General features: G+C 66.0%; 23 protein-coding genes. 11 read left to right on the top strand and 12 right to left on the bottom strand.

Going from position 1 to position 20,956, the window contains the following annotated elements:
• Nucleotides 1–27: 27 nt before the first annotated feature.
• Nucleotides 28–453: a DUF4189 domain-containing protein gene (locus FEK34_RS10015; RefSeq protein WP_138447609.1), complete on the top strand. Its 426-nt coding sequence runs from the start codon at nt 28–30 to the stop codon at nt 451–453.
• A 293-nt stretch (nt 454–746) separates the two neighbouring features.
• On the top strand, nt 747–1,937 hold the full coding sequence (locus FEK34_RS10010) for an MFS transporter (RefSeq protein ID WP_138447608.1): 1,191 nt from the start codon (nt 747–749) through the stop codon (nt 1,935–1,937).
• 3 nt (nt 1,938–1,940) lie between these two features.
• Here the strand turns inward: FEK34_RS10010 and FEK34_RS10005 are convergent, their stop codons facing one another.
• The 3 genes from FEK34_RS10005 to FEK34_RS30400 form a co-directional block, all read right to left on the bottom strand.
• Complete coding sequence (locus tag FEK34_RS10005; RefSeq protein WP_138447607.1) at nt 1,941–2,774, bottom strand: helix-turn-helix domain-containing protein; 834 nt, start codon at nt 2,772–2,774, stop codon at nt 1,941–1,943.
• Between the two features lie 167 nt (nt 2,775–2,941).
• Complete coding sequence (locus FEK34_RS10000; protein ID WP_138447606.1) at nt 2,942–3,724, bottom strand: ESX secretion-associated protein EspG; 783 nt, start codon at nt 3,722–3,724, stop codon at nt 2,942–2,944.
• 72 nt (nt 3,725–3,796) lie between these two features.
• Nucleotides 3,797–5,128: a hypothetical protein gene (locus FEK34_RS30400; protein WP_212748736.1), complete on the bottom strand. Its 1,332-nt coding sequence runs from the start codon at nt 5,126–5,128 to the stop codon at nt 3,797–3,799.
• 310 nt (nt 5,129–5,438) lie between these two features.
• On the opposite strand from FEK34_RS30400, the gene FEK34_RS09990 reads away from it, so the two are divergent.
• The gene (locus FEK34_RS09990; protein WP_171048128.1) at nt 5,439–6,074 is read left to right on the top strand and encodes a DUF3558 domain-containing protein; all 636 of its coding nucleotides are present in this window, start codon (nt 5,439–5,441) and stop codon (nt 6,072–6,074) included.
• Nucleotides 6,075–6,081: 7 nt separating this feature from the next.
• Nucleotides 6,082–6,483, top strand: coding sequence for a hypothetical protein (locus FEK34_RS09985; protein WP_104361675.1), 402 nt, complete (start codon nt 6,082–6,084; stop codon nt 6,481–6,483).
• Between the two features lie 290 nt (nt 6,484–6,773).
• Here FEK34_RS09985 and FEK34_RS09980 read toward each other — a convergent pair whose 3' ends face one another.
• The 3 genes from FEK34_RS09980 to FEK34_RS09970 are packed head-to-tail and all read right to left on the bottom strand — an operon-like array spanning nt 6,774 to nt 8,151.
• Nucleotides 6,774–6,980, bottom strand: a complete 207-nt coding sequence (locus FEK34_RS09980) for a DUF397 domain-containing protein (protein WP_138447604.1) — start codon at nt 6,978–6,980, stop codon at nt 6,774–6,776.
• Between the two features lie 20 nt (nt 6,981–7,000).
• Nucleotides 7,001–7,207 carry a DUF397 domain-containing protein gene (locus FEK34_RS09975; RefSeq protein ID WP_138447603.1) on the bottom strand — a complete coding sequence of 69 codons (207 nt, stop codon included), beginning with the start codon at nt 7,205–7,207 and terminating at the stop codon, nt 7,001–7,003.
• Nucleotides 7,204–8,151 (bottom strand): helix-turn-helix domain-containing protein, encoded by a 948-nt coding sequence (locus FEK34_RS09970; protein ID WP_349292422.1) that lies wholly within the window; start codon nt 8,149–8,151, stop codon nt 7,204–7,206. Before FEK34_RS09970 ends, FEK34_RS09975 begins: the two co-directional genes overlap by 4 nt.
• 358 nt (nt 8,152–8,509) lie before the next feature.
• Here FEK34_RS09970 and FEK34_RS09965 point away from each other — a divergent pair, with 358 nt between their 5' ends.
• Entirely contained in the window at nt 8,510–9,052 is a 543-nt protein-coding gene (locus FEK34_RS09965; RefSeq protein WP_138447602.1) for a DUF7691 family protein, read from the top strand.
• Nucleotides 9,053–9,279: 227 nt separating this feature from the next.
• Nucleotides 9,280–9,702, top strand: coding sequence for a hypothetical protein (locus tag FEK34_RS09960; RefSeq protein WP_138447601.1), 423 nt, complete (start codon nt 9,280–9,282; stop codon nt 9,700–9,702).
• A 2-nt stretch (nt 9,703–9,704) separates the two neighbouring features.
• Here FEK34_RS09960 and FEK34_RS09955 read toward each other — a convergent pair whose 3' ends face one another.
• Together FEK34_RS09955 and FEK34_RS09950 are read right to left on the bottom strand one after the other, a co-directional pair.
• Nucleotides 9,705–10,856 carry a methyltransferase gene (locus FEK34_RS09955; protein ID WP_138447600.1) on the bottom strand — a complete coding sequence of 384 codons (1,152 nt, stop codon included), beginning with the start codon at nt 10,854–10,856 and terminating at the stop codon, nt 9,705–9,707.
• Nucleotides 10,857–11,078: 222 nt separating this feature from the next.
• Nucleotides 11,079–11,369 carry a hypothetical protein gene (locus FEK34_RS09950; protein ID WP_249357754.1) on the bottom strand — a complete coding sequence of 97 codons (291 nt, stop codon included), beginning with the start codon at nt 11,367–11,369 and terminating at the stop codon, nt 11,079–11,081.
• A 176-nt stretch (nt 11,370–11,545) separates the two neighbouring features.
• Between FEK34_RS09950 and FEK34_RS09945 the strand changes: the two genes are divergently transcribed.
• Both FEK34_RS09945 and FEK34_RS09940 read left to right on the top strand, forming a co-directional pair.
• On the top strand, nt 11,546–11,935 hold the full coding sequence (locus FEK34_RS09945) for a DoxX family protein (protein WP_138447599.1): 390 nt from the start codon (nt 11,546–11,548) through the stop codon (nt 11,933–11,935).
• A 196-nt stretch (nt 11,936–12,131) separates the two neighbouring features.
• Nucleotides 12,132–12,518 carry a hypothetical protein gene (locus FEK34_RS09940; protein ID WP_138447598.1) on the top strand — a complete coding sequence of 129 codons (387 nt, stop codon included), beginning with the start codon at nt 12,132–12,134 and terminating at the stop codon, nt 12,516–12,518.
• Here FEK34_RS09940 and FEK34_RS09935 read toward each other — a convergent pair.
• Entirely contained in the window at nt 12,509–13,198 is a 690-nt protein-coding gene (locus tag FEK34_RS09935) for a YwaF family protein (protein ID WP_138448075.1), read from the bottom strand. The genes FEK34_RS09940 and FEK34_RS09935 overlap by 10 nt on opposite strands.
• 265 nt (nt 13,199–13,463) lie before the next feature.
• Here FEK34_RS09935 and FEK34_RS09930 point away from each other — a divergent pair, with 265 nt between their 5' ends.
• Nucleotides 13,464–14,888 carry a DUF262 domain-containing protein gene (locus FEK34_RS09930; protein ID WP_138447597.1) on the top strand — a complete coding sequence of 475 codons (1,425 nt, stop codon included), beginning with the start codon at nt 13,464–13,466 and terminating at the stop codon, nt 14,886–14,888.
• Nucleotides 14,889–14,972: 84 nt separating this feature from the next.
• On the opposite strand, the gene FEK34_RS29935 is transcribed toward FEK34_RS09930, so the two are convergent.
• The 3 genes from FEK34_RS29935 to FEK34_RS09920 all read right to left on the bottom strand — a co-directional run bounded on the left by FEK34_RS29935 (nt 14,973) and on the right by FEK34_RS09920 (nt 18,574).
• On the bottom strand, nt 14,973–15,140 hold the full coding sequence (locus tag FEK34_RS29935) for a hypothetical protein (protein ID WP_171048126.1): 168 nt from the start codon (nt 15,138–15,140) through the stop codon (nt 14,973–14,975).
• Between the two features lie 272 nt (nt 15,141–15,412).
• A complete protein-coding gene (locus FEK34_RS09925) occupies nt 15,413–16,093 on the bottom strand; it encodes an SMI1/KNR4 family protein (RefSeq protein ID WP_138447596.1) in 681 nt (226 codons plus the stop codon).
• Nucleotides 16,094–16,480: 387 nt separating this feature from the next.
• On the bottom strand, nt 16,481–18,574 hold the full coding sequence (locus tag FEK34_RS09920) for a hypothetical protein (RefSeq protein ID WP_138447595.1): 2,094 nt from the start codon (nt 18,572–18,574) through the stop codon (nt 16,481–16,483).
• Nucleotides 18,575–19,214: 640 nt separating this feature from the next.
• Between FEK34_RS09920 and FEK34_RS09915 the strand changes: the two genes are divergently transcribed.
• Nucleotides 19,215–19,964: a hypothetical protein gene (locus tag FEK34_RS09915; RefSeq protein WP_138447594.1), complete on the top strand. Its 750-nt coding sequence runs from the start codon at nt 19,215–19,217 to the stop codon at nt 19,962–19,964.
• A gap of 811 nt (nt 19,965–20,775) precedes the next feature.
• Nucleotides 20,776–20,956 (top strand): hypothetical protein (locus tag FEK34_RS30395; protein ID WP_212748735.1); only part of this gene is annotated, 181 nt, incomplete at its 3' end.

The following is a 20,956-nucleotide window of genomic DNA, read 5'->3' as shown; positions in this document are numbered from 1 at the left end:
AGTTTTCTCCAGCGGAAAGATCTTTCGATGAGTGTGATGAACAAGGTCGGCTTTGCTTTGGTGGCGTCCGGCCTGGCGGTCGGGTCTGTGTTCGGGGCGGGTTCGGCGAGTGCGGCGGGGCAGTTCGCGGCGATCGCGTTCAGCGGCCAGACCGTGCTCTACGGCGTGAGCGTCGATGAGCCGAGCGATGAGGCGGCGCAAAACGCGGCGCTGGCCAACTGTGGCCAGGACGACTGCCAGGTGTTGATCTCCTGGGCCAACGGCTGCGGTGCGCTGGTGGAGAACAACGAAGGTGTGGCCGCGGCGTCCGGCGCGAACCGGGACGAGGCCGAGCGCGCGGCGTTCCGCAAGCTCGCCGAGCACCACCCGACCGCGCTGCTGGCCAACGTCGGCTCGGCCGACCCGAGTGGCGCCAAGGTTGTCGAGGTCGTCTGCACCGCCAACGCCCGCTGACCGACGCAATCGGCGAGCCCGGACCCGGTGGGGTCCGGGCTCGCTGCGTTGAGCAGTGTTGCACCAGGCGCGCGACTCGGGCGGATCGCGCGATATCGGGCGCGCCTCACCCACTACCGACGCACGCTCGACGAGGGGGACATGAGACCGGCGAACTCGGCGTGTCGCCAGTCTCATGTCCCCCTCGCCGAGGCGCGAGGCGCGAGGCGCGTGGATGGGGACGCTTGGCGTTTGAGTCGGTCGGCGTGGCGTTTCGGTCGCGTGGGTGGAGCGCGCCGGGTGTTGCTTCTGGCATGACATCGACACTTACCGCGGCACTCTCGGCGCCGGCTTCGGCGCGGCGAGCGTGGCCGGCTCTGTTCACCATGTTTCTCGGCAGCTTCACCCTGGTGACCTCGGAGTTCCTGCCGCCGGGTGTGTTGACCGCGCTGGCGGAGGATCTGCACGTCAAGGAAGGCGTGGTCGGGCTGTCGGTGAGCGCGACCGCGCTGACGGCGCTGCTGGCGGCGCTCGGGCTGAGTTCGCTGTTCTCGCGCGCCGATCGCCGCACGCTGCTCATGGTGCTCACCGTCGGCGCCGCGGTATCGAATCTGGTTGTGGCCCTTGCCCCGAATATCGCCCTGCTGTTGATCGCGCGGCTGCTGCTCGGTGTGGCCGTGGGCGGCTACTGGTCGATGGCGCTGGTGATCGCCACCCAACTGGTGCCGGCCGATCGGCTCGGCAAGGCGATGATGATCGTGAACGCGGGCACCACGGTGGCCACGGTCGCCGGTGTTCCGCTCGGGGTGCTGTTGAGCACGTTCGCCGGATGGCGGGTTGTTTTCGTGGTCACGGCGGTGCTGACGCTGGTGGCGGCGATCGCGGTTCAGCTCGTCTTGCCGCCGATCGCGCCGACGCAGGGGGTCGGCTGGCCGGCCATGGGCGGGGCCTTGCGCGCACCGGGTGCGGCGCTCGGCCTGATCAGCGTCGTCGCCGTCATCGGCGGGCATTTCGCCGGCTACACCTACATCCGCCCGGCGCTGGACGAGCTGCTCGGCGCGGGGCCGACGGCGATCCCGGTGTTGCTGGCGCTGTTCGGCATCGGCGGCCTGATCGGCAACTTCGTACTGGGTTCACTCGCCGACCGCAGGCTGAGCGTGCTGCTGGTGGCGGTGCCGGTGGCCATCGGACTCTCGCTGCTCGCGATCATCGGCTCCGCGGCCCTCGCGCCGCTGGCCTACGTCGCGGTGGTGATCTGGGGCGGTGCGTTCGGCGGCATCCTCAATGTCGTGCAGGTGTGGGTCTCGCGGGTGCTGCCGGATCGGGTGGAGGCCGGAAGTGGGCTGCTGGTGGGCGGTTTCCAGCTCGCGATCATTCTCGGTTCGGCGGTCGGTGGACGCGGTGTGGACGGCATCGGCCTGGCCGCGACCTACGGCGTGGCCGCCGCCGCTGCCGTGCTCGGTGCGATCACGCTGCGGCTGTCGCTGAGCCGCGCCGCCGCCTGACCGCTACGTCGAGGTGCGGGCCGCACGCCGCCATTCCGACGGCGTGCGGCCGGTGTGCCTGCGGAACGCCCGCCCGAACGCGGTCTCGGACCGATACCCGAGACGCCGGGCCACCGCGCCCACCGAGGCGTCCTGTTCGGCCAGGAACCGTTGGGCCCGTTCGACCCGCAGCTGGGTCAGATAACGTCCCGGCGTGAGCCCGGTCGCCGCCTGGAACCGCGCGGCGAACCCCGACCGCGAGGCCAGCGCCACCCGCGCCAGCGCTTCGACCGTCCACTCTTTGCCCGGGTCGGCGTGCATGGCGGCCACCGCCCGCGCCACACCCGGCTCGTTCACCCGCAACAGCCACCGTTTCGGCGCGCACCCGCGCTTGTGCCAGGACTCGATCGCCATCGAAGCGATCAGCGTGGCCACCCGATCTCCCTGCACCCCTTCCGGATCCGGGCAGTCCTCGATCAAGTGCCGCATCATCGTCGCCGCCAGCGGCGTGTGCCGCGCGAACTCGGTGAGCAGCACCCGCTGCGGCAGCGCGGACATGGCGGCGCTGCTCCGCGCGGGGGCGAGCTGGAGACGCAGCACGGTCGTTTCGGAGAGCGCGTGCAGCGCGAAGCGATCCTCATGCGGCACGAACAGGAAGTCGCCGGGTGTCAGGTCCTCGGACTCGCCGAGCCCCTCGATCCGGATCAGTCCGTCGATCACCAGGATCGCGTTCGGTCGACCGGACAGGAACTCCCACTCACCGGCCGCCCGCTCGAACACATCGCGGCGCACGAACCGCCACTGCAATCCGGCAAGCACCTCATCGAGCCCACCCCGGCCCGCCTCGACCAGCGCCATCGTGTACTTCCCTCGTGATCAACTCCTGCCCGATCACGGTAGCAAGATGGCCGTTGCGGCGTTCGCCTCAACCGGGACGAGCTTCGCATAGGTTGTGGCGAAATTCGGCCCCTATAGCTTGTGCGAAGTGGTCAGAACCTATGCGAGGCTCGAGATCTGAGGGGGGTCTACCTGCGTGAGCGCAGGTATTCGTCGTGGTCGCGGTCTTCCCGATAGAAGCGCTGGGTGATCGAGATGAGCCGCCCGATCTCCTTGCTCAGCGCCGCTGGGCTCGCCGGTTTCGCGATGATCGGGTCGCCGGTCTTGACGTAGTAGCGCCCGTCGTCGTAGTCCATCCACCAGAAGCTGCGGCCGAAGGAGGGGCGGGCGTCGACGGCGGGGCCGGGGAAGACCATGATCTCGCCGAAGGAGCGCCGGGGGCGTTTGAAGACCCGGTCCAGCTGCTGGGTGAGGCTGGATTCGCCGTGGCCGCGCACGTAGCGGGAGCGGTCGGCGGCGAGTTCTTCGCGCCGCACCTCGAGCGGCGCCGCGGTGCCCGCCTGCGCCTGCGGCAGGGCGGCGAGGGCTTGTGCGGGAACCTGATCGGCCGCGCAACCGGTGACGATCACGTCGCCGCCGATGTCCTCGGCCGTGCCCGCCAACTGCACCAGCGCCGCTCCCGCATAAGCGTTCACCGCACCGTGGAACCGGTAGGTCGTGCCCGACCCCTTCTCCCCGAACCCCTTGACCTCCACCCGGGCCTCGGGTTCGCGCAACACCTCGAGCACCCGCATCAAATCGATCGAGTAGAACCCGTCGAGCAGTTGCGCCACCGCCGCCTCGCGCTGCATCCGCAGATCCTCGAAGCTGTCCGCGACCGGCCGATACCGCAGCGGGTAGGGCAGCCGGTCGGAACCGTAAGCAGACCAGAGGATCTGGAATTGCAGGCCCGTGAAACGCCATTCACTCATGACAGCCCCGATGGGCCGACTCGGCGTTGGAAAGGGGCACAGGTACGTCGATGGTTCGCTCGCTCATCCGGTTCATTCCCCGCCGATCACCGGTGGAACGGTTTTGGGCATCGACCCCAGCCCGGTGAGTTCCTCACCGTGTTCCTGGGTGACCAGGTATTCCTTGATCCCCGACTGCCCCGACTTCTCCTCGTCCTGACCGCCACCGCGCCCGGCCCCACCCATACCGCCCATCGGCATGCCGCCCATACCGGCGCGCCCGGCTCCGGCGGCTCCACCACGTCCAGCCGCGGCCGCCGCGGGCGCGGCCCCCGACTGAGGCTGCCCACCGCCGGGCAAGCTGCGCCCGGCTCCCGGTTGGCCGCTTCCGCCGGCCGATCCGCCGCCACCCGATCCGCCGCCGCGCCCGGGGAATCCGGCACCCGAACCCGAACGTCCCGATCCGCCGGGTACGTACCCGGTGCCGGTGGGCGTGCCGGTGGTTCCGGTCGTGGCCGCTCGCGAGGTATCGGTCGGCGTGCTGGTGGTTGTTTGTGGCGTGCTCTGGGTTTCGGTGCTCGCCGCGGTGGTGCCGGTGTCCTCCGGCTCGGTGCTCGTCCCGCCGCCGGTCTCCTCGCCGCCGCCGGTTTCGCCGGTGCCGCCACCGGTTTCACCCGCGCCGCCGCCGTTTTCGCCACCACCGCCGCCGTTGTCGCCCCCGCCTTCGCCGGGCGGAACGTAGGGCTGGTTCGGCCCGTCGTCGACGACCTTCGGCGCGGCGGGCAGCACCGGAACACCGTGGTCGGTCTGATGCGCGACCTGCCCGTAGACGGTGCGCAGAATCCGCCGCCCCTCGTCCTCGGCTTCTTCGGTGGTGTAGTCGCCTTCCTTCATGATCCCGTCGGGCGGAAGCACCTTGCCGTCCAGGTCTTTCGGCGGTTCGGCGGTCGGCATCAGCGCTTTCGTCTGATGCAGGCCGGTCACCATTTCTTTCAGCTTGTTACCGACCAGGTGCGCGGCAATGTGCAGCGATTCCGTGCGCGTCGTGTAGTCATTCACGGCCTTCACGGCTGCGGCGCCGGAAGCGCCGGACCAGGCGGTCTTCCCATTCGCACCGGCGGTGACAGTCTTCTCGAACTCGGTATTGAACGCTGTGGCAGCGGCTTCGATGTCATTGCTGATCTGCCACCAGACCTCCCCCGCGGCATCAACGATGTCTGGCTTCATATCGTTGACCTTCTGCACCATCTGGGCGAGGGTCATCGAATCGTAGTCATCCGGCCCCTGAATCCGCGGATCTTCGAAGTCACCGTCGAAGTTGGAGGCAACGATCGCCGTCCCGAGGTAGATCGCCGACCGGTCGTAATTCCATTGCCGCTGCGCATCGATGACCTTGCGCCGGTACTCCTCGTAGTCGTCGCTCATCCCACCCCGCCCTGCTCGTGCGCCGTTCGATACACGCTACCAACCGCGACAGGACGAAACCAACGTCCATTCACCCGAAACCCCAGCCCACCATCCGCCCCCGCACCCCCGCACCGTCCGGTCGCATAGGTTGTGGCGAGTTCGCATACCTTCTGACCCGCCAAAAACGCCAGAAGGTGTGCGAAGTACGACCGCGGGTGGCGGGCGGGGTTGTTGGGGGTCGGGGTGGGCGGTAGCGTGCGGGGGAGTGTGGCGCTCGGGTCGGCCGGTGGGCGGTCCGGCGGTCCGTGTGGGTACAGAAGGGGGCTGCGTGTCCGTGGATAACAGAGGGTTCCGTCGCGCCGGGCGTGTACGCGGGGCCGTGCTGCTCGCGGCAGTGGTGCTGGGGGTTGCCGGGTGCTCGGGGTCGACCGAGGGGTCGCCGACGGCGGTGGAGAGCACGGCGACTAGCCCGGACAGCGGGCAGACCTCGGAGACCGGGAGTGCCGCGGTCAGCACGAGCGCGAAGCCGGACGAGGGGGCGCTGTGGGATCCGTGTGCGCTGCCGGAATCGGCCGTCAGCGGGACCGGGCTGGACCCCGCGTCCAAGGAGCCCGGCATCGCGAAGGTGGATTTCGGCGATGCGGGCTGGGAGGTCTGCTCATGGAAGGCATCTGCCGGCTGGTACTCGTTGACAATCTTCTCTGGGGAGCCGACCTTGGACGAGGTCAAGGCCCGTGATGACTTCACTGACTTCACATCGACCACCGTGGGATCCCATCAGGCGGTCCAGTATCGGACGACCGGCGCGGGAAGCGAACTGTCATGCGATATTGCGGTCGGACTCGAGCAGGGGGTGGTGATGTTCAGTGTCGTGGCCAGACCGTCTATCGGCGCCAAGGAAGACCCCTGCGGGGTAGTCAAACGCCACACATCCGAGTTGGCTTCGTCGCTCCCTGAGAAGTGAGACCGGCGTGAGCATTCTCGACCTGGGCGGCGCAGACCCCCAACAATGGCGTCAACTCCTCGATCAAGCAAACGCGGGTGAGCTGACCCTAGACCCTGACGTGGGAGCCGGGCTTGACAAGGTCTGCCTGGATTATCTGGCGAAGCTCGATGACATCTTCATCGCGACCAACAGCATTGAGCGCGTCGATGGGTTCGGGTCATTCCCTTCAGGAGAAGCTCTTCGGGACAAGTTCACTGAGAAGGGCAGCGGACCGAACCAGTCGATCAGATCGGTCATCCTGGAGCACATCGAGACCGTCAAGCTGATACAGCAGGTCGTCGCGAAGTCGATTGCGAACCTGACCGAGACCGACCAGGGCACAGGGCAGCGGGTTACGCAGGCCGGACAGGATATTCCGCAGGGCTAGACCGCGTTGAGCCTCGCTGGCCGGACGGCAGGAATTCGTCCCGCGTCAGCCGTTCGGCACCCCAGCGGCCAAACGCTTGCCGCACGCCCAGCCGCCCCACCCATCGCATAGGTTGTGGCGACTTCGCACACGTTCCGGTCCCCGCTGAGTGACCACAAGGTGTGCGAAGTATGAGCGCCGAGAGAGGCGCTGGGTTGTTTGGGTGACGGGAGTGGAGTGGAGCGTCGAGTCCTGGGCAGTCTGCTGCTCAGGACTCGACGCGTATCAGTGAGAATCGAACTCGCCGCCGACTACCGGTGGCTGAACTTGCCGCCCGCCACTCCGGCGGTAAAGGCTTCCCACTCACCGGGCCCGAAGACGAGCGCTCCTCCACTCGGGTTCTTGGAGTCGCGGACACCCACCAGGCCTCCGTCGGCGAAGGCGACTTCTACGCACTCGGTTGACGCGTCGCTGTGCTTGCTCTTGAACCAGCGGGCGCCGGATAGGTCTTTGTTCACGGTCGAGACCTTTCCGAGTGCTACCGACGGCTGAACTTGCCGCCCGCCACTCCAGCGGTGAAGGCTTCCCACTCACCCGGCCCGAAGACGAGTGCCCCGCCACTCGGGTTCTTGGAGTCGCGCACACCGACCAACCCGGAATCGAGGAACGCGACCTCCACGCAGTCCTTGACGGCGTCGCTGCGGCTGCTCTTGAACCAACGGGCGTCAGATAGGTCTTTGTTCACTGTAGAAACTCCTTTGCTACCTGGCGGAGCAGGCCCCTGCTGTCCACGGCATCCAAAGCGGAATCCTCGAATGCCTTGTACACCTGATGGTACCGGTGCACATCCTTGGGCTTCTCGAAATACATGTCACCGACCAGCCCGGGCACGTAGACCACCGGCGGCTCCGCCGGAACTCCGGCACGATTGGCGCCGAACTCGAGGATCGTGAACTGTCCGACTGCCCGGCCCCCGGGTATTCCGGCTCCGATGGGCATGATTCGGATGCTGACGTTCGGCCGCGTGCTCAGGTCTGCGAGTCGCTTGAGCTGGACCGCCATGGTCTTCCCGTCGCCGATCGTGCGGCGCAGGACCGATTCGTGCAGCACGACTTGGACTTCCACCGGGTGCCGCTTCCGGGTGACAATCATCTGTCGGTACTGACGCATCTGCACCCGCCGTTCGTGTTCGGCGGGAGTCTCGTCGGGCAGCGCCTCCCGAACCAACGCCCGCGTGTAGTCCGCCGTCTGCACAATCCCCGGCACCAACTCCACGTGATGCGAGATGAACTTCTGCGCCGCCCCTTCCATCCCCATATACACGTCGAACGTCTCGGGAATCAGATCCCCGAACTCATGCCACCAGCTCTTCTCGCTCGCCTGCCGCGCCAGGCCGACGTAGGCGGCGACGAGGTGTTCGGGCACCCCGTACAGCTCGCAGGCCGCTTCGATGTGGCCGATGTTGACTCTGTCGTTGTGTCCGTGTTCCAGCCGCCACAACGTGGTGGAGCCGATACCGAGTAGCGCTGCTGCCTGCGGCTGGCTGAGCCCGGCGCGGCTGCGCCAGTCCATCAGGTAGCTGCCGAGTCGGCGGCGCGGCAAAGTGGTGTCCTGCATGGATCCTCCCCATCGAGGGCGGGCCATTCGACCCGCAAACGGGTAGAGCAATGACACTGCGGTGGAAGCCATGCTGGGCGTTTACACGACCCGGACCCTACGGTCCTCCGCCCGGCACAACACACCCACCGCAGATGGTTCGCTGATCAACACCAGATACCGCCCCAACAACCCCGAACCCACTATAGCACCCTGGCATCAGTCGAAACCCGCTCTTACGCAAAAGGATTGGAGTTCAAGGATGAAATATTCAACCGTTGAATATTCCGTCGCCTTCGCTGTAACTGGTTGTCACAAAAAACTATTCGGGTGACGGCCGAGCAGCCACAACTTGTCGGACCCACCCGATAGAGTCGGCATCACGAACGGCGCACTACCGCGCCGCATCGTTGATCGATAAGACGGGAGTCATGGGGTGGGATACGGGATCATGGCGTATTCGGTCGAGGTGAAGCATCTCCTCGCACCGTCCACATTCACCTCCGAGCCGGAGGAGTTCTTCGACTGGATGACGCAGGTACACGCGCATTCCCTCGACGAGCCGGCAGTCCGCACGGCCCTACGCGAGCTGTTCTTCGCCCAGGAGCCCACCGGTTCCGAAGGCTGGGCTTACGGTTACGCACTGAAGGTGCTGTGCGAGCGATTCGGCGGCTGGCTACCCAATGGTCACTGGTACCCGATCCGCACGTCCGGGTTCGATGCCGTTGGCGCGGCGCTGCGTTCCGTCGATGTCGCCTTCGACCCCACCGACCTCATCTACTCCGGCTCCCCGGTCGATCTTCCCCCGATCGACGACTTCCCCTGCATCGGCCACCTCACTCTGGCCGAACTGAAACCCCTGGCCGAATCCCTGAATGCCGCCGACCTGTCCACCATCGAGGAGACGTACCTGGTCGATTCCATCACCGAACTACGCGCATGGGCCAACACCTGCGTCGAAGGCGGCAGCGACCTGGTGTGCTTCTACCACTGAGCCCCGGCCGGCACGGACGGCGAACGATCGACACCTACACGTCGGTACAACCGGATTCGCGCGCGGCTGGATGAGGCGACGTACCCGCCGACCACCATCCACCGCTGGGAACTTCATTCCGTCGACCCGGGGCAGGATGTGCCTTGTTCACCGATTGCCATACGGTAACCGGCCGCCCACGTCGGGTCGCCGCGGTGAATCGGTTCGTGTGAAGGGAAGTTCGAACGATGCGCGTGATCAACTATGGGGCCCGGCTCGGCCTCGCTCTGGCAGCGATTCTCGCGGGATCGCTGACCGCGGCCGCCCCGGCCAATGCGGCATCGTCCCCGGTCGCCGCGTGCGGTGGTGGCAGCTACCACGTGATCGACACCCATGACCTGAAGAATTTCGCCACGGTCTACCTGCTCTACAACGGCCGGACGAACTGCGTCGTCACCTGGAAGCGGATCGACATCGGCAAGAAGACCTGGACAGGGGCCGACGTGGGACTGTGGGGTGGGAACCCGGTGGTCGATTTCGGCCAGTACGCGTACTACGCCGGTCCGGTCAAGGTCGATGCCGCCGGCAAGTGCATCAGGTGGGGCGGTGACGCGCAGCACAACGGCTTCACCGCCGCCTGGGGGAACAACACGCCAGAGCACTGCGGCTGAGTTCACCGCCACCCGCGTGCCGCGGATGCCGCCTCGTCGCGCACCAACCTCCACAGCGAGGTGACTTCACGCCTGCGCGCCTCGTGCAGCGGGTCGGCGGCATCGGTCGCGCGAGCATGCCGTGGCTGCGTGTCGTGCCTGCTCACGACGCGCAGTCCGGCCGCTGCGATCCGGGCGGGCAATGCGTCGCGGGTGCGCAGTCCGAGGTGTTCGGCGAGATCGGACAGCACCAGCCAGCCCTCACCGGCAGGGGTGAGATGTGCGGCGAGACCGTCCAGGAAACGGTGCAGCACATCGGAATCCGGGTCGTAGATGCCGAGCTCCAGATCCGAGCTCGGCTGCGCGGGCAGCCAGGGCGGGTTGCACACCACCAGGTCGGCGCGTCCACTCGGCCACAGGTCGGCCTCGATGATGTGTACCCGGTCGGCGAACCCGAGTCGCCGCATATTCGCCGAGGCGCAGTCCACCGCGCGCGGATTGATATCGGTGCCCACCACGTGTCGTGCCCCGCGACGTGCGAGGACGGCGGCGAGCACCCCGGTCCCGGTACCGAGATCGAATACCTTCGCGGGTGTGCCACCCGGGCTGAACGGCATCTCGGCGACGAGGTCGATGTACTCACCGCGCACCGGTGAGAACACGCCGTACGCAGGATGAATACGCGCACCCAGTGCCTCGATCTCGACGCCCCGCTGATGCCACTGGTAGGCACCGATCACCCCGAGCAGTTCGGTCAACGACACACACGTGCTCTCATCGGCGGCGCCGTAGGCGTGATCGCAGGCCGCCCGTACATCGGGGGCCCGGCGCAGCAGCAGTGAATGGTCGGGCTCGAGCAGCACCATCAGGCGGCCCAGCACCCGTGCCCGTTCAGTGCGCTTGGCGCGATGACGATGAAACAGCTCCGCCGCACCGTCGCCGATAGGCCCGGAACGCGAGCTCTGTAGTCGATCCACCGCGCGCAACAGTTGGCGAGCGTTGTGAAAGTCGCCGCGCCACAACAGCCCCATGCCATTGCGCGCCATGCGGTACGCCGACTTCGCGGTGGTGCGATCATCGACGACGACAACGCGAGCCGGTGCGGGCGCATCGCTTTCCGAATGCCAGCGCGCGGACCGGGCGCTGCCGTCCTCGATCCACTGGACCATTGCCATGAGGTACTCCAGAACTGTTCGAAGGTGCTTGCTCAGCAACGCTTCGAGCCGGAGTGCGACGAGGCTATCTGGGTGTCACCAGGAGGGCACTGACGGTCGCTGTCCCGCTCGAAGCGCGGCAGCGTGGTCGCCTAACACCATGCCCATAGTCACGGCTGGATCCTTCCCGTCACGTAACTCCATCCTCGCACAGCCGGGTGCGCGCCCGGGACCTGCGTCCGGTCAGGATTCCGGCGGAAGAATCGGCGGCGCGAAAACGTCCTCGAGCGGGGTGGGTCCGGTGTAGCGCTGACAGTTGCAGCTCACCCATTCCCGCATGCCGTGCATGCCCCGACGCGAGATCTCGGCGTGGCATTTACCGGTGGACCGATCGTGCAATGCCAGGTCGTGCCCGCAACCGCAGCGCGGGCTGATCTGCTTCGCCTGTCGAGGCCGGCGCTGCGCGAAGCGACCGACAGCCCAGCCGACGAGTACCAGGCCACCGCCGACAGCGAGGCTCAAGGGATCCAACACCTTTGCAGTATACGTATACGCATAGCTGCCGTCACGGCGAAAGCATGACCCAGATCACGTCAGGGAGCTGTCACAACCTCCAGGTGCGCGTCATCTAATGCGCGATCGGTTCCACCGACGGGAACTTCCGTCGACGACCGGCCCTGCCCGGTCACGCGCATGTCAGGAGAAAGCTCATGAACCTCGCCCTCTGGATCTCCGCCGGACTGCTGGCCGCCATCGCCCTGTTCGGTGGCGCCTCCAAAGCGTTCATGCCCAAGGACAAACTCGACGAACTGGGCGCGAAGTCCGGCGGTGGATGGACCGAGCACGCGAGTGCCGGCTTCGTCAAAACCCTCGGTGTGGTCGAAATCCTGGCCGCGGCCGGCCTGATTCTGCCCGCCGTCCTCGACATCGCGCCCGTCATGGTTGCGGTGACGGCGGTCTGCTGGATTCTGCTGATGATCGGCGCGATGCTCACCCACGCCCGCTACCAGCAGTACAAATTCGTGGCGCTGACCTTCGTCTACCTCGCCCTCGCCGCCTTCGTGGCGTGGGGCCGCTTCGGTCCCGAGTCCTTCAGCTGAGCTGCCGTGCGGGCTCGGCGGCGGTGCCCCGCATGGTGACCGCCGCCGAGCGTCGTCGCGGTGTGCGAGGGCCCGCCGGATCGCATGCGGATCGAAGGAAATCGAGGCGGCTGCGGCGTATCCGGCCGCAGTCAGGATGACGCAGCCCTGCCCGTGGCCGACTAGCATGAACCGCAGCACGGAGGAGGGAGTTTTCATGACGGTGCTGCGGCCGGTCGGCATATTCCGGGAGATGTACAGCGGGGGCCACGACGATCTGCCGTCGCTGTTCGGCTCGTTCACCCAGCGCCCCATCGACGACCGCGCCCGGATCGTCGATTACCTGCGCGCCGCCCCACCCGTCCTCGACGTGCTCGACGTGGAACGCGACCTCATCGACAACACCCAGCAGATCACCAGCGCCGCATCCCTGATCTCCGACGGCACCTGGATCTGGCGGGTCGACTCCATCCACTACCTGAGCCGCTACGCCATCGACATCCCCGACGAATTCCTCACCCACGTCCGCGGACTCGACTACCGCCCACCCGCCGCCGTCCCCGACTCCGACGAGTTCGACGCGGCGATGATGAGCTACTTCTGACCGTCCCGGTTCCGCACCCACGGCCAGGTCATCAACGCCCACACGACAAGCAAGATGATCGCGACGGTGCCCAGGTACCACGGCCACGGGCCGAGCACATCGAGCAGTGAAGGCGTCGACGGCTTCCGGTTCACGAACCCATAATTCGTGCCGGCCAGCGAATTGAACACGAACGTCACCCCGACCCACGCCACCGTCGCCCCCACCGCGATCCGATAACTACCCCAATCCGGGCGCATCCCCACACCCCACGTCAGGTAGATCGCCGCCCACACCACCAGCAGGTGAATTGCCCAGAACCCCAAGAACTCATAGTGCGGAAAGTCCTCGCTCTCCAACGCCGGCGACACCAACGCCTGCGTACTCAACGTCAGGCACCAGTAGTAGGTCAACGCATAAGCCCACCCCCACCCCGTCACCAACGCAACCCCCGCCACCACCGTCGCCAAATCCGTCAACCGCAACGGCACCGACTGCCCCACCGTCGGCGGAAACATCGTCGCCCCCAGGACCACCGCGTAAATCCCCAGCGTCACCACCCCGAACCCCCGACCGAACCCACTCGGACCGGCTTCCCCCCGTTCCCGCCGCCCGATCGCCACCACCGCGACCGCCCCCACGACGAACACCGCGAGCACGACCAGGTGCGAGAGGCCGTACGCGGAAAACTCCCTGGCCATCGGGGTCACAGTGTTCAGAGTAGTTGGCCAGTATCAGTCCAGACGCGTAACGCGGCTCGGTGCCGACAATCGTGGTCGATAGAATGGTCCAGGTAGGAGGGGATCCGATGGCGGTTCGTAGGCCCGTGGACACGCGTCCGCGCCCGCTACAACCTGACCTGACCGCATTGCTCGGGTCGGAGGGACATCGATTTCCACCGCGCGTCTGTCGTGTGTTGGTCTGGCCGTGCGGGGGCACAACCCACGCTATGGGTAGGGAGTAACGGTGGCAGTTTCGCCGTTCGCCGCAGCGTCTCGACGCGGCCACCGACGTGCGACCTCGAAAACCTTGACTATCCACAGCCTCCCGCTGGGGCGAGTCTTCTCGGGCGACCACCAACTGATCATCCCGGATTATCAACGCCCATACCTGTGGAGCACGGATCAGTCGCTACATCTGATCGATTCGCTGGAATACGCCATCGCCGCAGAGGATTTGTGTTTTCTCGGCTGGATGATGCTGGTGCAAAAGTCGTCGAGTGAATTAGAAATTATGGACGGTCAGCAGCGGTTGACCACGTTGACCATCCTATGGGCGGTGCTCAGAGACCTGTCCTCGGGCAAAGAGGCCGACGACTGGAATGATCTGATCGTCAGATCGCGCCACGAACTCTCCGGACACGAGTCCTGGCCGAGGATCGCGATACATCGGCCTAATCGCCAATTCTTCGCCGAGTATGTGCAGGAACCGGGCAACATTCTCGACCTGATCACGCTGCCGGATCACGCAGTCGAGACCGAATCGCAGCGAGCCATCCGCGACAACGCGGCGGTGCTGTACGACCAGATCGAGGATTGGAGCTGCGCTCGGCGCAAAGAGCTCTTTACCCTCCTGAACCAACCGGCCTATCTGGCGGTGCGGGTTGCCGCCGATCGCGTCAGTGCATACCGGATCTTCGCTGCCATGGATGTGCGCGGGTTGGAGTTCGCACCCGCGGTCAGCTTCAGCGCAGATTGGCAGCCGATCAGAAAGTGGTTGCAGCGGCTTGCCAGGCTGCCTTACCGGGACTGGCGCTCGGTGGCGGTGTGGGCCATCGAAAACCATAGCGACGCTCCGGTGTTCATCGATGAGCTCTTCCGGAGACTCGAGCGACTGTGCGCGTGGCTGCTGCTCCTCGGCAATAATCCTGGATTGCGTGCAACCCGCTTCGGCCGACTCCGCAAGGAACTGCGCGAAGGCGCAGGACTCGACGCGCCTTCATTCGGGCTCAATGACGAGGAGAAGCGGCTCGGGCGCGGACGGCTGGACGGTGAGCTGTACCGAATGCCAGACATAGCCCGCTACGTCCTGTTGCGGCTCGAGGAACTCCTTGGCGGGGACCCAGAACCGCGCCGTCCAGACGCCATCAGCATCGAGTTTGTGCTGCCCCCGAATCCTCTGCCTGACAACGGCTGGGTTCGCGATTTCACCCCGGAGCAGCGGCACTCCTGGGTGTACCGGTTGGGAAACCTGCTCCTGCTCGACCGCCGGCCACGCCACGGAGTCGACAGAGTCGACTTCGCTGGGATGAAATCCGAGTATGCCACTGCAGGCGCCGGTTTCGCCTTGACGACGCAGGCATTCGGCTACCGAGAATGGACTCCTGACCTGGTCGAGGCGCGGCATCAAGCGCTCATAGACCTGCTCGTCACCGAATGGAAGCTCCGGTAAAGGTCGATCTCTCGGGACGTGCCCTCGTTGCATCAAAGGTGAGAGGCCGCGAGGGCGCTTTTCTCGGTAGAGGCGACAAGTCGCCTACCGTTCCCTGACCCACTGGAAGGTGTGGCCCTTCGGGGTGTTCGCGGCCTGCATCAATGCGAATGCGATCTGCATGGTGTTCACTACGGTTTCCCACGTTTCGATCTTCGCGGCGCGGGGGTCGATCTGCAGCCTGGCGTATAGACAGGTCTTCGCGGTCGACAATGTCAAATCGTGCGAAGGAGCCGGCTTGGTGACGAGTTTTTCGATATCCTCGGTCAGGGCTTGTCAAAAAATCTCGCGTACTCGACGGGGTCTGTTCCGGGCGAGTAGTGGCGTTCGATCTCTGTCAACTCTTTCCTCAATCTTTCTGGATAAAAAACCCTTCGGAATCATGGCCCGGCCCCTCCGGTCCCGCTTGCTCACGCCCAGCAGCCGGAGTCCGTCACCCGCCGCGTGCATCCGACCGGGTAGCCCGATGCGCCCGGAATTGCGTTCTAGTCTGTAATCGACCGCTGCTCGAATCGTTCGTAGAGTGCATTGAAGAAGTGCTCTTCGGGATCCCCGAACCATGGCAGCATCTGCGCACCATCGCTGATTTGTGTAGCTCGCCAGGCTCCGGTTCGAACCTCATCGTGCAGGATCAACAGCAACTCGCCGAAACTCGACGCGGCCAGGAAATGTTGATCCTCGTTCCTGCCGAAATTGATTATTTGACCGGCGATCCCGTACTCGTCAGGGTCGAGGTCGAGGCCGATATAGTCCGGTTCTCGTGGGTCGGACCACAGCGGAATCCAGCCCGGAGAAGTGTAGAGCGGCTTGACCCGACCTTCGGCGCCGGGCAGCACACCGCCCATTTCCTGTAGATCTTCGATATCCGAAGCGCTGCGAACCTCCGCCCATTCCTGCCAGCATTCGGCGATCGATTCCGTCGAGAGAAACGACAATGTAGGAAGGCACGGATTCGCATACGCGGAGCGCGACGCAGTCATCGTCTTCCGTTGGCCATTGTGGATCGAGAGCACACCCCTGACATCGGCTGGGAGTTCTTTTCCGATCAGTGCTTCCAACTCGTCCAGCTGAGCCGGAGTCGCGGGGGGAGCGAGGTTCTCATATGCCAACGGCACATTGTCGCGGAGCCAGGAAGTGTAGGCTTCAAATGTTTCCATTGCAGTCATGAGGAAGAAACCTATCAGATTGGATCGATAGGTTCCTCACGCTTCTCGGTATGAGAAATCTGCCGACATCCGCCAACTACCGCTCGGCTCTTTGGTGTATCGGTATACCGCCCGCGCGAGCCCGGAACCTGAGCGTTCGTGGAGATTTACGAGTTGACCCACTGTCTGGTACAGGTCATCGGATGGGACTATCATGGATTGAGTACTTGCCTCGAGCCTCACTTGGATTCCCTCGTTGGTCAACTCGATAACCAATTGAGCAGAAGTATCTTCTTCGTACATCTCCTCGAGTACAAGTGTAGAAATCGTTCCGTCGAGTGCGTGTTGCTCATCCAGTGGAACGCGTGGCATTCCGAACCTCAATTCTTGTTGAGTGTGTCGGGCGACTCAAGGGCTTGGATAGGTTGGATTCGGTGGTGCTGTGTTTGCTCGCTGCGTGGTGTTCGGGTTGTCGATTGTAACGCGAAAACCGGGTATTTCATTGCCGTCGCTATCGTAGAGCGAATAAGTTGAACTTACTGGTCGTCCTGTATCGACTCGACCATTAATTGTAGCAACCATGGTTGTTCCCGGATGGGATTTCGCATACTTGATTGCCGCGTTCTCCCATTTCTTCTTTGCCGAAGTGTTCGCGTTTCCTTGCTGAGAGAAAATGTTCTCTCTCACATTCACGTCCTTATGGTTCTCAACGCCAGCTTCGGGGACCATATGCCCTCGGTTATCCAGACCGTCGATCCACCCCTCAGTGTGATCGAGGTGGCCTACACCACGCTTTTTATACCTGGCGGGAGGGTTGAGTTCGGCGACAGCAGCGAGCGGTCGTCCCTCGGAGTCGAGGTAGTAGGTCACGGCTCCCTTGACAACACGTTGGTACTCGCCATCGGGAAGGAATGTCCCGTCTGGCAAGCGGACTCCCGGGGGAGCGCCACCGTCGCCGTCGTTCTCTGTGGCCATGTAATCCACAGGCTCGCTCGGATCGGAGGGGGATGGCGTGGACGGTTCGTGGCGGGTGGGGGTGGGGGTTTCGCCGGTGGGGGAGGCGGGGTGGTGGGTTACCCATTGGCCGCCGTTGCGGATGTGGGCGGGGGAATCGGGTTTGTTGGGGACGCCTACTGCGTCGGTGGCTACGGTGACGGGGGCGTTGAGGCGGTTGGCTATGTCTTGGGCGAGGGTGGGGTTGTTGGCCAGGTGGCAGCCGGCGATTCGGACGGGGGTGCCGGGGGTGTAGTTGGGGTTGTCTTGGATGGCTCGGACCATTTGGTCGGCGGTGAGGCCGGGGTCGCCGTTGCGGTCGGCGTGCATGATGAGGTCGAAATGGCCCTCGTTGCGGAGGTTTTCGCGGACGCGATGCGTGGTGGGGTCGTCGCCGATGCTGGTGCTGTGGGGGGTGTGGTTGACGTTGTCGGGGAGACCGGTGTCGCGGGTGGTGTCCGGCTTGGTGGGCGGTGTGACATCGGATTTGTCGGGGGACGACGGGGCGTCGGGCTTCGGGGTGCGGGTGTCGGCGGGGATGGGGCCCTGGTTGGTGGGCTGATTGCCGTTGGGCGCGGTGGAGTCGGCCGGCCGGGTTTGGGTGGGCTCGGCTGGGCGGGGTGGGTTCGAGTCGGCCGGCCGGTGTGGAGTCGAGGTCGGTGCGGCATCCGTCGGCCGGTTCGGAGCGGAGTCGGTGCGTGCGGGGTCGGACGGACGGTTCGGAGTGGGGAAGCTTGGGTCGGCCGTCCGGGATGGCGTGGGGTTGGCCGGAGTGTTGGTCGGGCGGTTCGGGATCGGGTCGGTCGGGCGTGTTGTGGATGGATCCGGTGATCGCGGTGAGGTGGAGTCGGCCGGGGGTGTGGAGTGGTTCGGGGAGGCCCAGGGGGAGGAGTTGGGGTGGGTGCCGCCCATGCGGTTGAGGCGGTCGAGCCATTCTTGGGCGCTGCGTTTCTGGGTTTCGAAGGCAGGGGTGTAGTTGGAGGGCGGGGTGTGGTTGGGGCCGCCGTGCTGGTTGGGGGTGTTCGGGCGGGTGGGGTTGCCCGGGGTCGGGCGGGGCGGTTGCTGGGCTGGTGGGCGCTGGCCGGAGTGGGGTGAGTTGTTCGGGGTGTGATGGGTCGGGTTGCCCTGTGGGCTGGGGTAGTTGGCGTACCCGGGGTGCTGGGTGGGGGTGCCGCGGTTGGGGGTTGTCGGGGGTTCCGACATGGGGGCGCGGGAGTCGGGGAAGTTGGCGGGGTTGCCGGGGTTGTAGTTGGTCGGCGTCTGGTTGTACGGGTTCGGTGCGGTATTCGGGTTCGGCTGATTGGGGTAGTGCGGGGTGCCTGGGTGAGCCTGCGGGGTGGTGTTCGGTTGGCCGGGCGCGGTCGGGCGGCTGGGTGCGGAGTTCGCGAGTTGGGCGCGTTCGGCTTGGAATTCGGCTTCGGTCGGCTGGTAGCGGCCGATGTGCGGGTTGTACTGGCCCGCGTAGAAGGGGTCGCGGGGGATCGGGCGGCCGTCGTTGAAGTGGGCCACGTACTTGTGGATGGCCGGATTGTGGCCGGGACGGTGGGGTTGCGGTGAATCCGGGGTGCGCGCCGGGGGATTCGTCGCGTGGGGGCCGGTGGGCTGGGTCGTCGGATTCGGGCCGAGCCGACTGGGGTCCGTGGAGCCGTTGGGATTCGAGTCGCGGAAGCCATCGGCTGGGCCGGGACGGCCGGACTGATTCGAGCCGTTCGGGCGGGTGGGGCTCGATGCCGGATCGGTGTTTGCGTCGGCCGCGCTGGGGTTGGTGGCGCTGCCCGGGGGTATGGTGTCGGGTCGGGCAGGGCCGGATGACGGATTCGGGTGAGCATTGGCCGGGGTGGGACCATCGGTGGTGTCCGCCGGAGTGTTCTGTCGGGCCGGGCGGGCTGACGGGTTGTTGGGCGCGCTGGGGCCGTTGGTGGGGCTTCCGGCTGGTGTGTTAGATCGGGCGGGGCCGGGCGACGGCGAAGTATTGGCGGGGCCGGGGCGGTCGGCAGGCGAGTTGTTCGGAGGGGTCGATGACGGGCCGGGTTGCGTTGTCGGACGCTGCGTTCGGGGCTGCGAGGTCGGCTGGGCTGCTTGCGCCGGCGCGGCTGCGGGGTCTGCGGAGTGGGTGGAGCGCGGGGAGTCGGAGGGTTGGGCCGGAGGCGTGAAGGTGGTGGGTGGCGGGGCGGTGGCCGTAGCGGAGGACGCTGCCGTGGTCGAGGTGTCGGTTGTCGACGTCGGGTTGTCGGTGGTGTTGCCGCGCTGCGGAGTGGGACTGGGCGAGTTGGTGTCCGGTGAGTTCGACGTGGGCGGAGACGTCGGTGTGGATGGTGTGCCCGACGGGCTCGGCGAGGACGGGACGCCGGAGGAAGGCATGCCGGTGCTGGACTGGCTGGTGGACGGGTTGCCCATGGCCGGCTGGCCCGCGGACGGCATGCCGGTGGAGGGCTGGCCGGTGGTTGTGGCGCCCTGGGTCGGGGAGTTGGTGTTCTCGGTGCCGGTGTTCGGGTCCTGGGCGGGAAGGTCGAGAGGGCGCGTGGGTGCGTTGGTCGGGGCGTCCGTTTGGGGAGGTAGGTCGAGGCCGGGGTCCTGGTTGGGTGACGGCGTGTTCTGGTTGCCCTGGTCCGGGAGGTCGAGTGGAGTCGTGCCGGGGGTGGACGAGGTGGGCTGGTTCGGGAGGTCCAGGGAACTCGGCGGTTGGGTGGGGTTGCCTGAGTTGCCCTGGGACTGGGTGCCATTGGGGTTGGCGGAGTTATCCGGCGGTAGGTTCGGCGAATTCGGCGACTGCGCGCCGGTGCCCGAGTCGTCCTGTGGGCTGTTCGGTGAGTTCGAAGGCTGTGTGCCCGTGCCGGAGTTGTCCTGCGGGGTGTTCGGTGAGTTCGGCGGCTGGGTTCCGGTGCCGGAGTTGTCCTGAGGCGGGAGGTCGAGGGAGCTCGGGGTCTGGGTCGGCTGAGTCGAGGGGTCGTCCTGAGCCGGCAGGTCCAGGGAGCTCGGTGTCGGGTTCTGGTTGGTGGGGGCGTTGTTGCCCGAGGGGCCTTCGTTGCCGGAGTGGTTCGGGCGCTCGTTTCCGCCGCGATCGTCGCCTTCGGCCTGGGTGGAGGAGGGTTGGGTCGCCGGGTCGTTCGACGGGGTGTTGCCGCCTGGGCTGTTGGTGTTATCGGGAGGGTTGGCGCCGTCGCTCGGGTTGTTGCCGGGGCTGTTGGGCTGCGGTTGTTCGGCGGGCGGGGTGTTGCCGGACTGGTTGCCGTCGTGCTGGGTGCCGGTTTCGGTTCCGGCAGGGGCGGTTTGCGTCGGCTGCTGATTCGGAGGCTGGTTGGAGCCGTCCGGGTTGTTCGCGCCGGAGTTGGGGTTCTCGCTGTTAGTGGGGCCCGTGTTGTTATCGGGGGCGCCGCTGGAGGCGGGTTGGGTGCGGGCGGGAGGCTCGTTGCCGTTGCTGTTGCTGTTGCTGTTGCCGTTGCCGGAGTCGTTGGCGTTGCTGTTGGCGTTGGCGGGGGTGGTTTGGCCGGGCTGGTTTCCGGTGTTGTTCGGTGAATTCTCCCCGCCGCGATCATTGTTGCCGCTGGGGTTGTCTCCGCCGCGGTCACCGTCGTTGCCGGTGCTCTGGTTTCCGCCCTCGTCGCTGTTGTTTCCGCTGTCATTGCCGGAACCATTGGGCCCGCCGTCGTTTTCGGAGCCGCCCGCAGGCCCGTTCTCGCCCCGCCGTTGTCGTTGCCGCCGCGGTCGAATTGGTTCTGCGCGGCGCCGGCGGCGGCGCTGGTGAACGTGTCGGCCGAGAGTTCGAATTCTTCGCCGGTGATCGCGGCCATCGCGGCCTGGGAGCCGATATCGGAGGCGACTTCGGTGGCGTAGTCGGTGGCGAACTGCTTGGCCCGGTTGCCAAGCGCGTTGCCTGCGCCTTCGCCGACC

The organism is Nocardia cyriacigeorgica (genome assembly GCF_005863245.1).
In the GTDB taxonomy this organism is placed as follows: domain Bacteria; phylum Actinomycetota; class Actinomycetes; order Mycobacteriales; family Mycobacteriaceae; genus Nocardia; species Nocardia cyriacigeorgica_C.
The sequence above is the reverse complement of the archived record's forward strand: the minus strand, read 5'-3'. Positions and strand labels throughout refer to the sequence as shown.

What these genes read in the sequence shown, in the direction of transcription:
- FEK34_RS10015 (WP_138447609.1), top strand. Translation starts at nt 28, where the DNA reads ATGAGTGTGATGAACAAGGTCGGCTTTGCTTTGGTGGCGTCCGGCCTG.
- FEK34_RS10010 (WP_138447608.1), top strand. Translation starts at nt 747, where the DNA reads ATGACATCGACACTTACCGCGGCACTCTCGGCGCCGGCTTCGGCGCGG.
- FEK34_RS10005 (WP_138447607.1), bottom strand. Translation starts at nt 2,774, where the DNA reads ATGGCGCTGGTCGAGGCGGGCCGGGGTGGGCTCGATGAGGTGCTTGCC.
- FEK34_RS10000 (WP_138447606.1), bottom strand. Translation starts at nt 3,724, where the DNA reads ATGAGTGAATGGCGTTTCACGGGCCTGCAATTCCAGATCCTCTGGTCT.
- FEK34_RS30400 (WP_212748736.1), bottom strand. Translation starts at nt 5,128, where the DNA reads ATGAGCGACGACTACGAGGAGTACCGGCGCAAGGTCATCGATGCGCAG.
- FEK34_RS09970 (WP_349292422.1), bottom strand. Translation starts at nt 8,151, where the DNA reads ATGGCTTCCACCGCAGTGTCATTGCTCTACCCGTTTGCGGGTCGAATG.
- FEK34_RS09965 (WP_138447602.1), top strand. Translation starts at nt 8,510, where the DNA reads ATGGCGTATTCGGTCGAGGTGAAGCATCTCCTCGCACCGTCCACATTC.
- FEK34_RS09960 (WP_138447601.1), top strand. Translation starts at nt 9,280, where the DNA reads ATGCGCGTGATCAACTATGGGGCCCGGCTCGGCCTCGCTCTGGCAGCG.
- FEK34_RS09955 (WP_138447600.1), bottom strand. Translation starts at nt 10,856, where the DNA reads ATGGCAATGGTCCAGTGGATCGAGGACGGCAGCGCCCGGTCCGCGCGC.
- FEK34_RS09945 (WP_138447599.1), top strand. Translation starts at nt 11,546, where the DNA reads ATGAACCTCGCCCTCTGGATCTCCGCCGGACTGCTGGCCGCCATCGCC.
- FEK34_RS09940 (WP_138447598.1), top strand. Translation starts at nt 12,132, where the DNA reads ATGACGGTGCTGCGGCCGGTCGGCATATTCCGGGAGATGTACAGCGGG.
- FEK34_RS09935 (WP_138448075.1), bottom strand. Translation starts at nt 13,198, where the DNA reads ATGGCCAGGGAGTTTTCCGCGTACGGCCTCTCGCACCTGGTCGTGCTC.
- FEK34_RS09925 (WP_138447596.1), bottom strand. Translation starts at nt 16,093, where the DNA reads ATGACTGCAATGGAAACATTTGAAGCCTACACTTCCTGGCTCCGCGAC.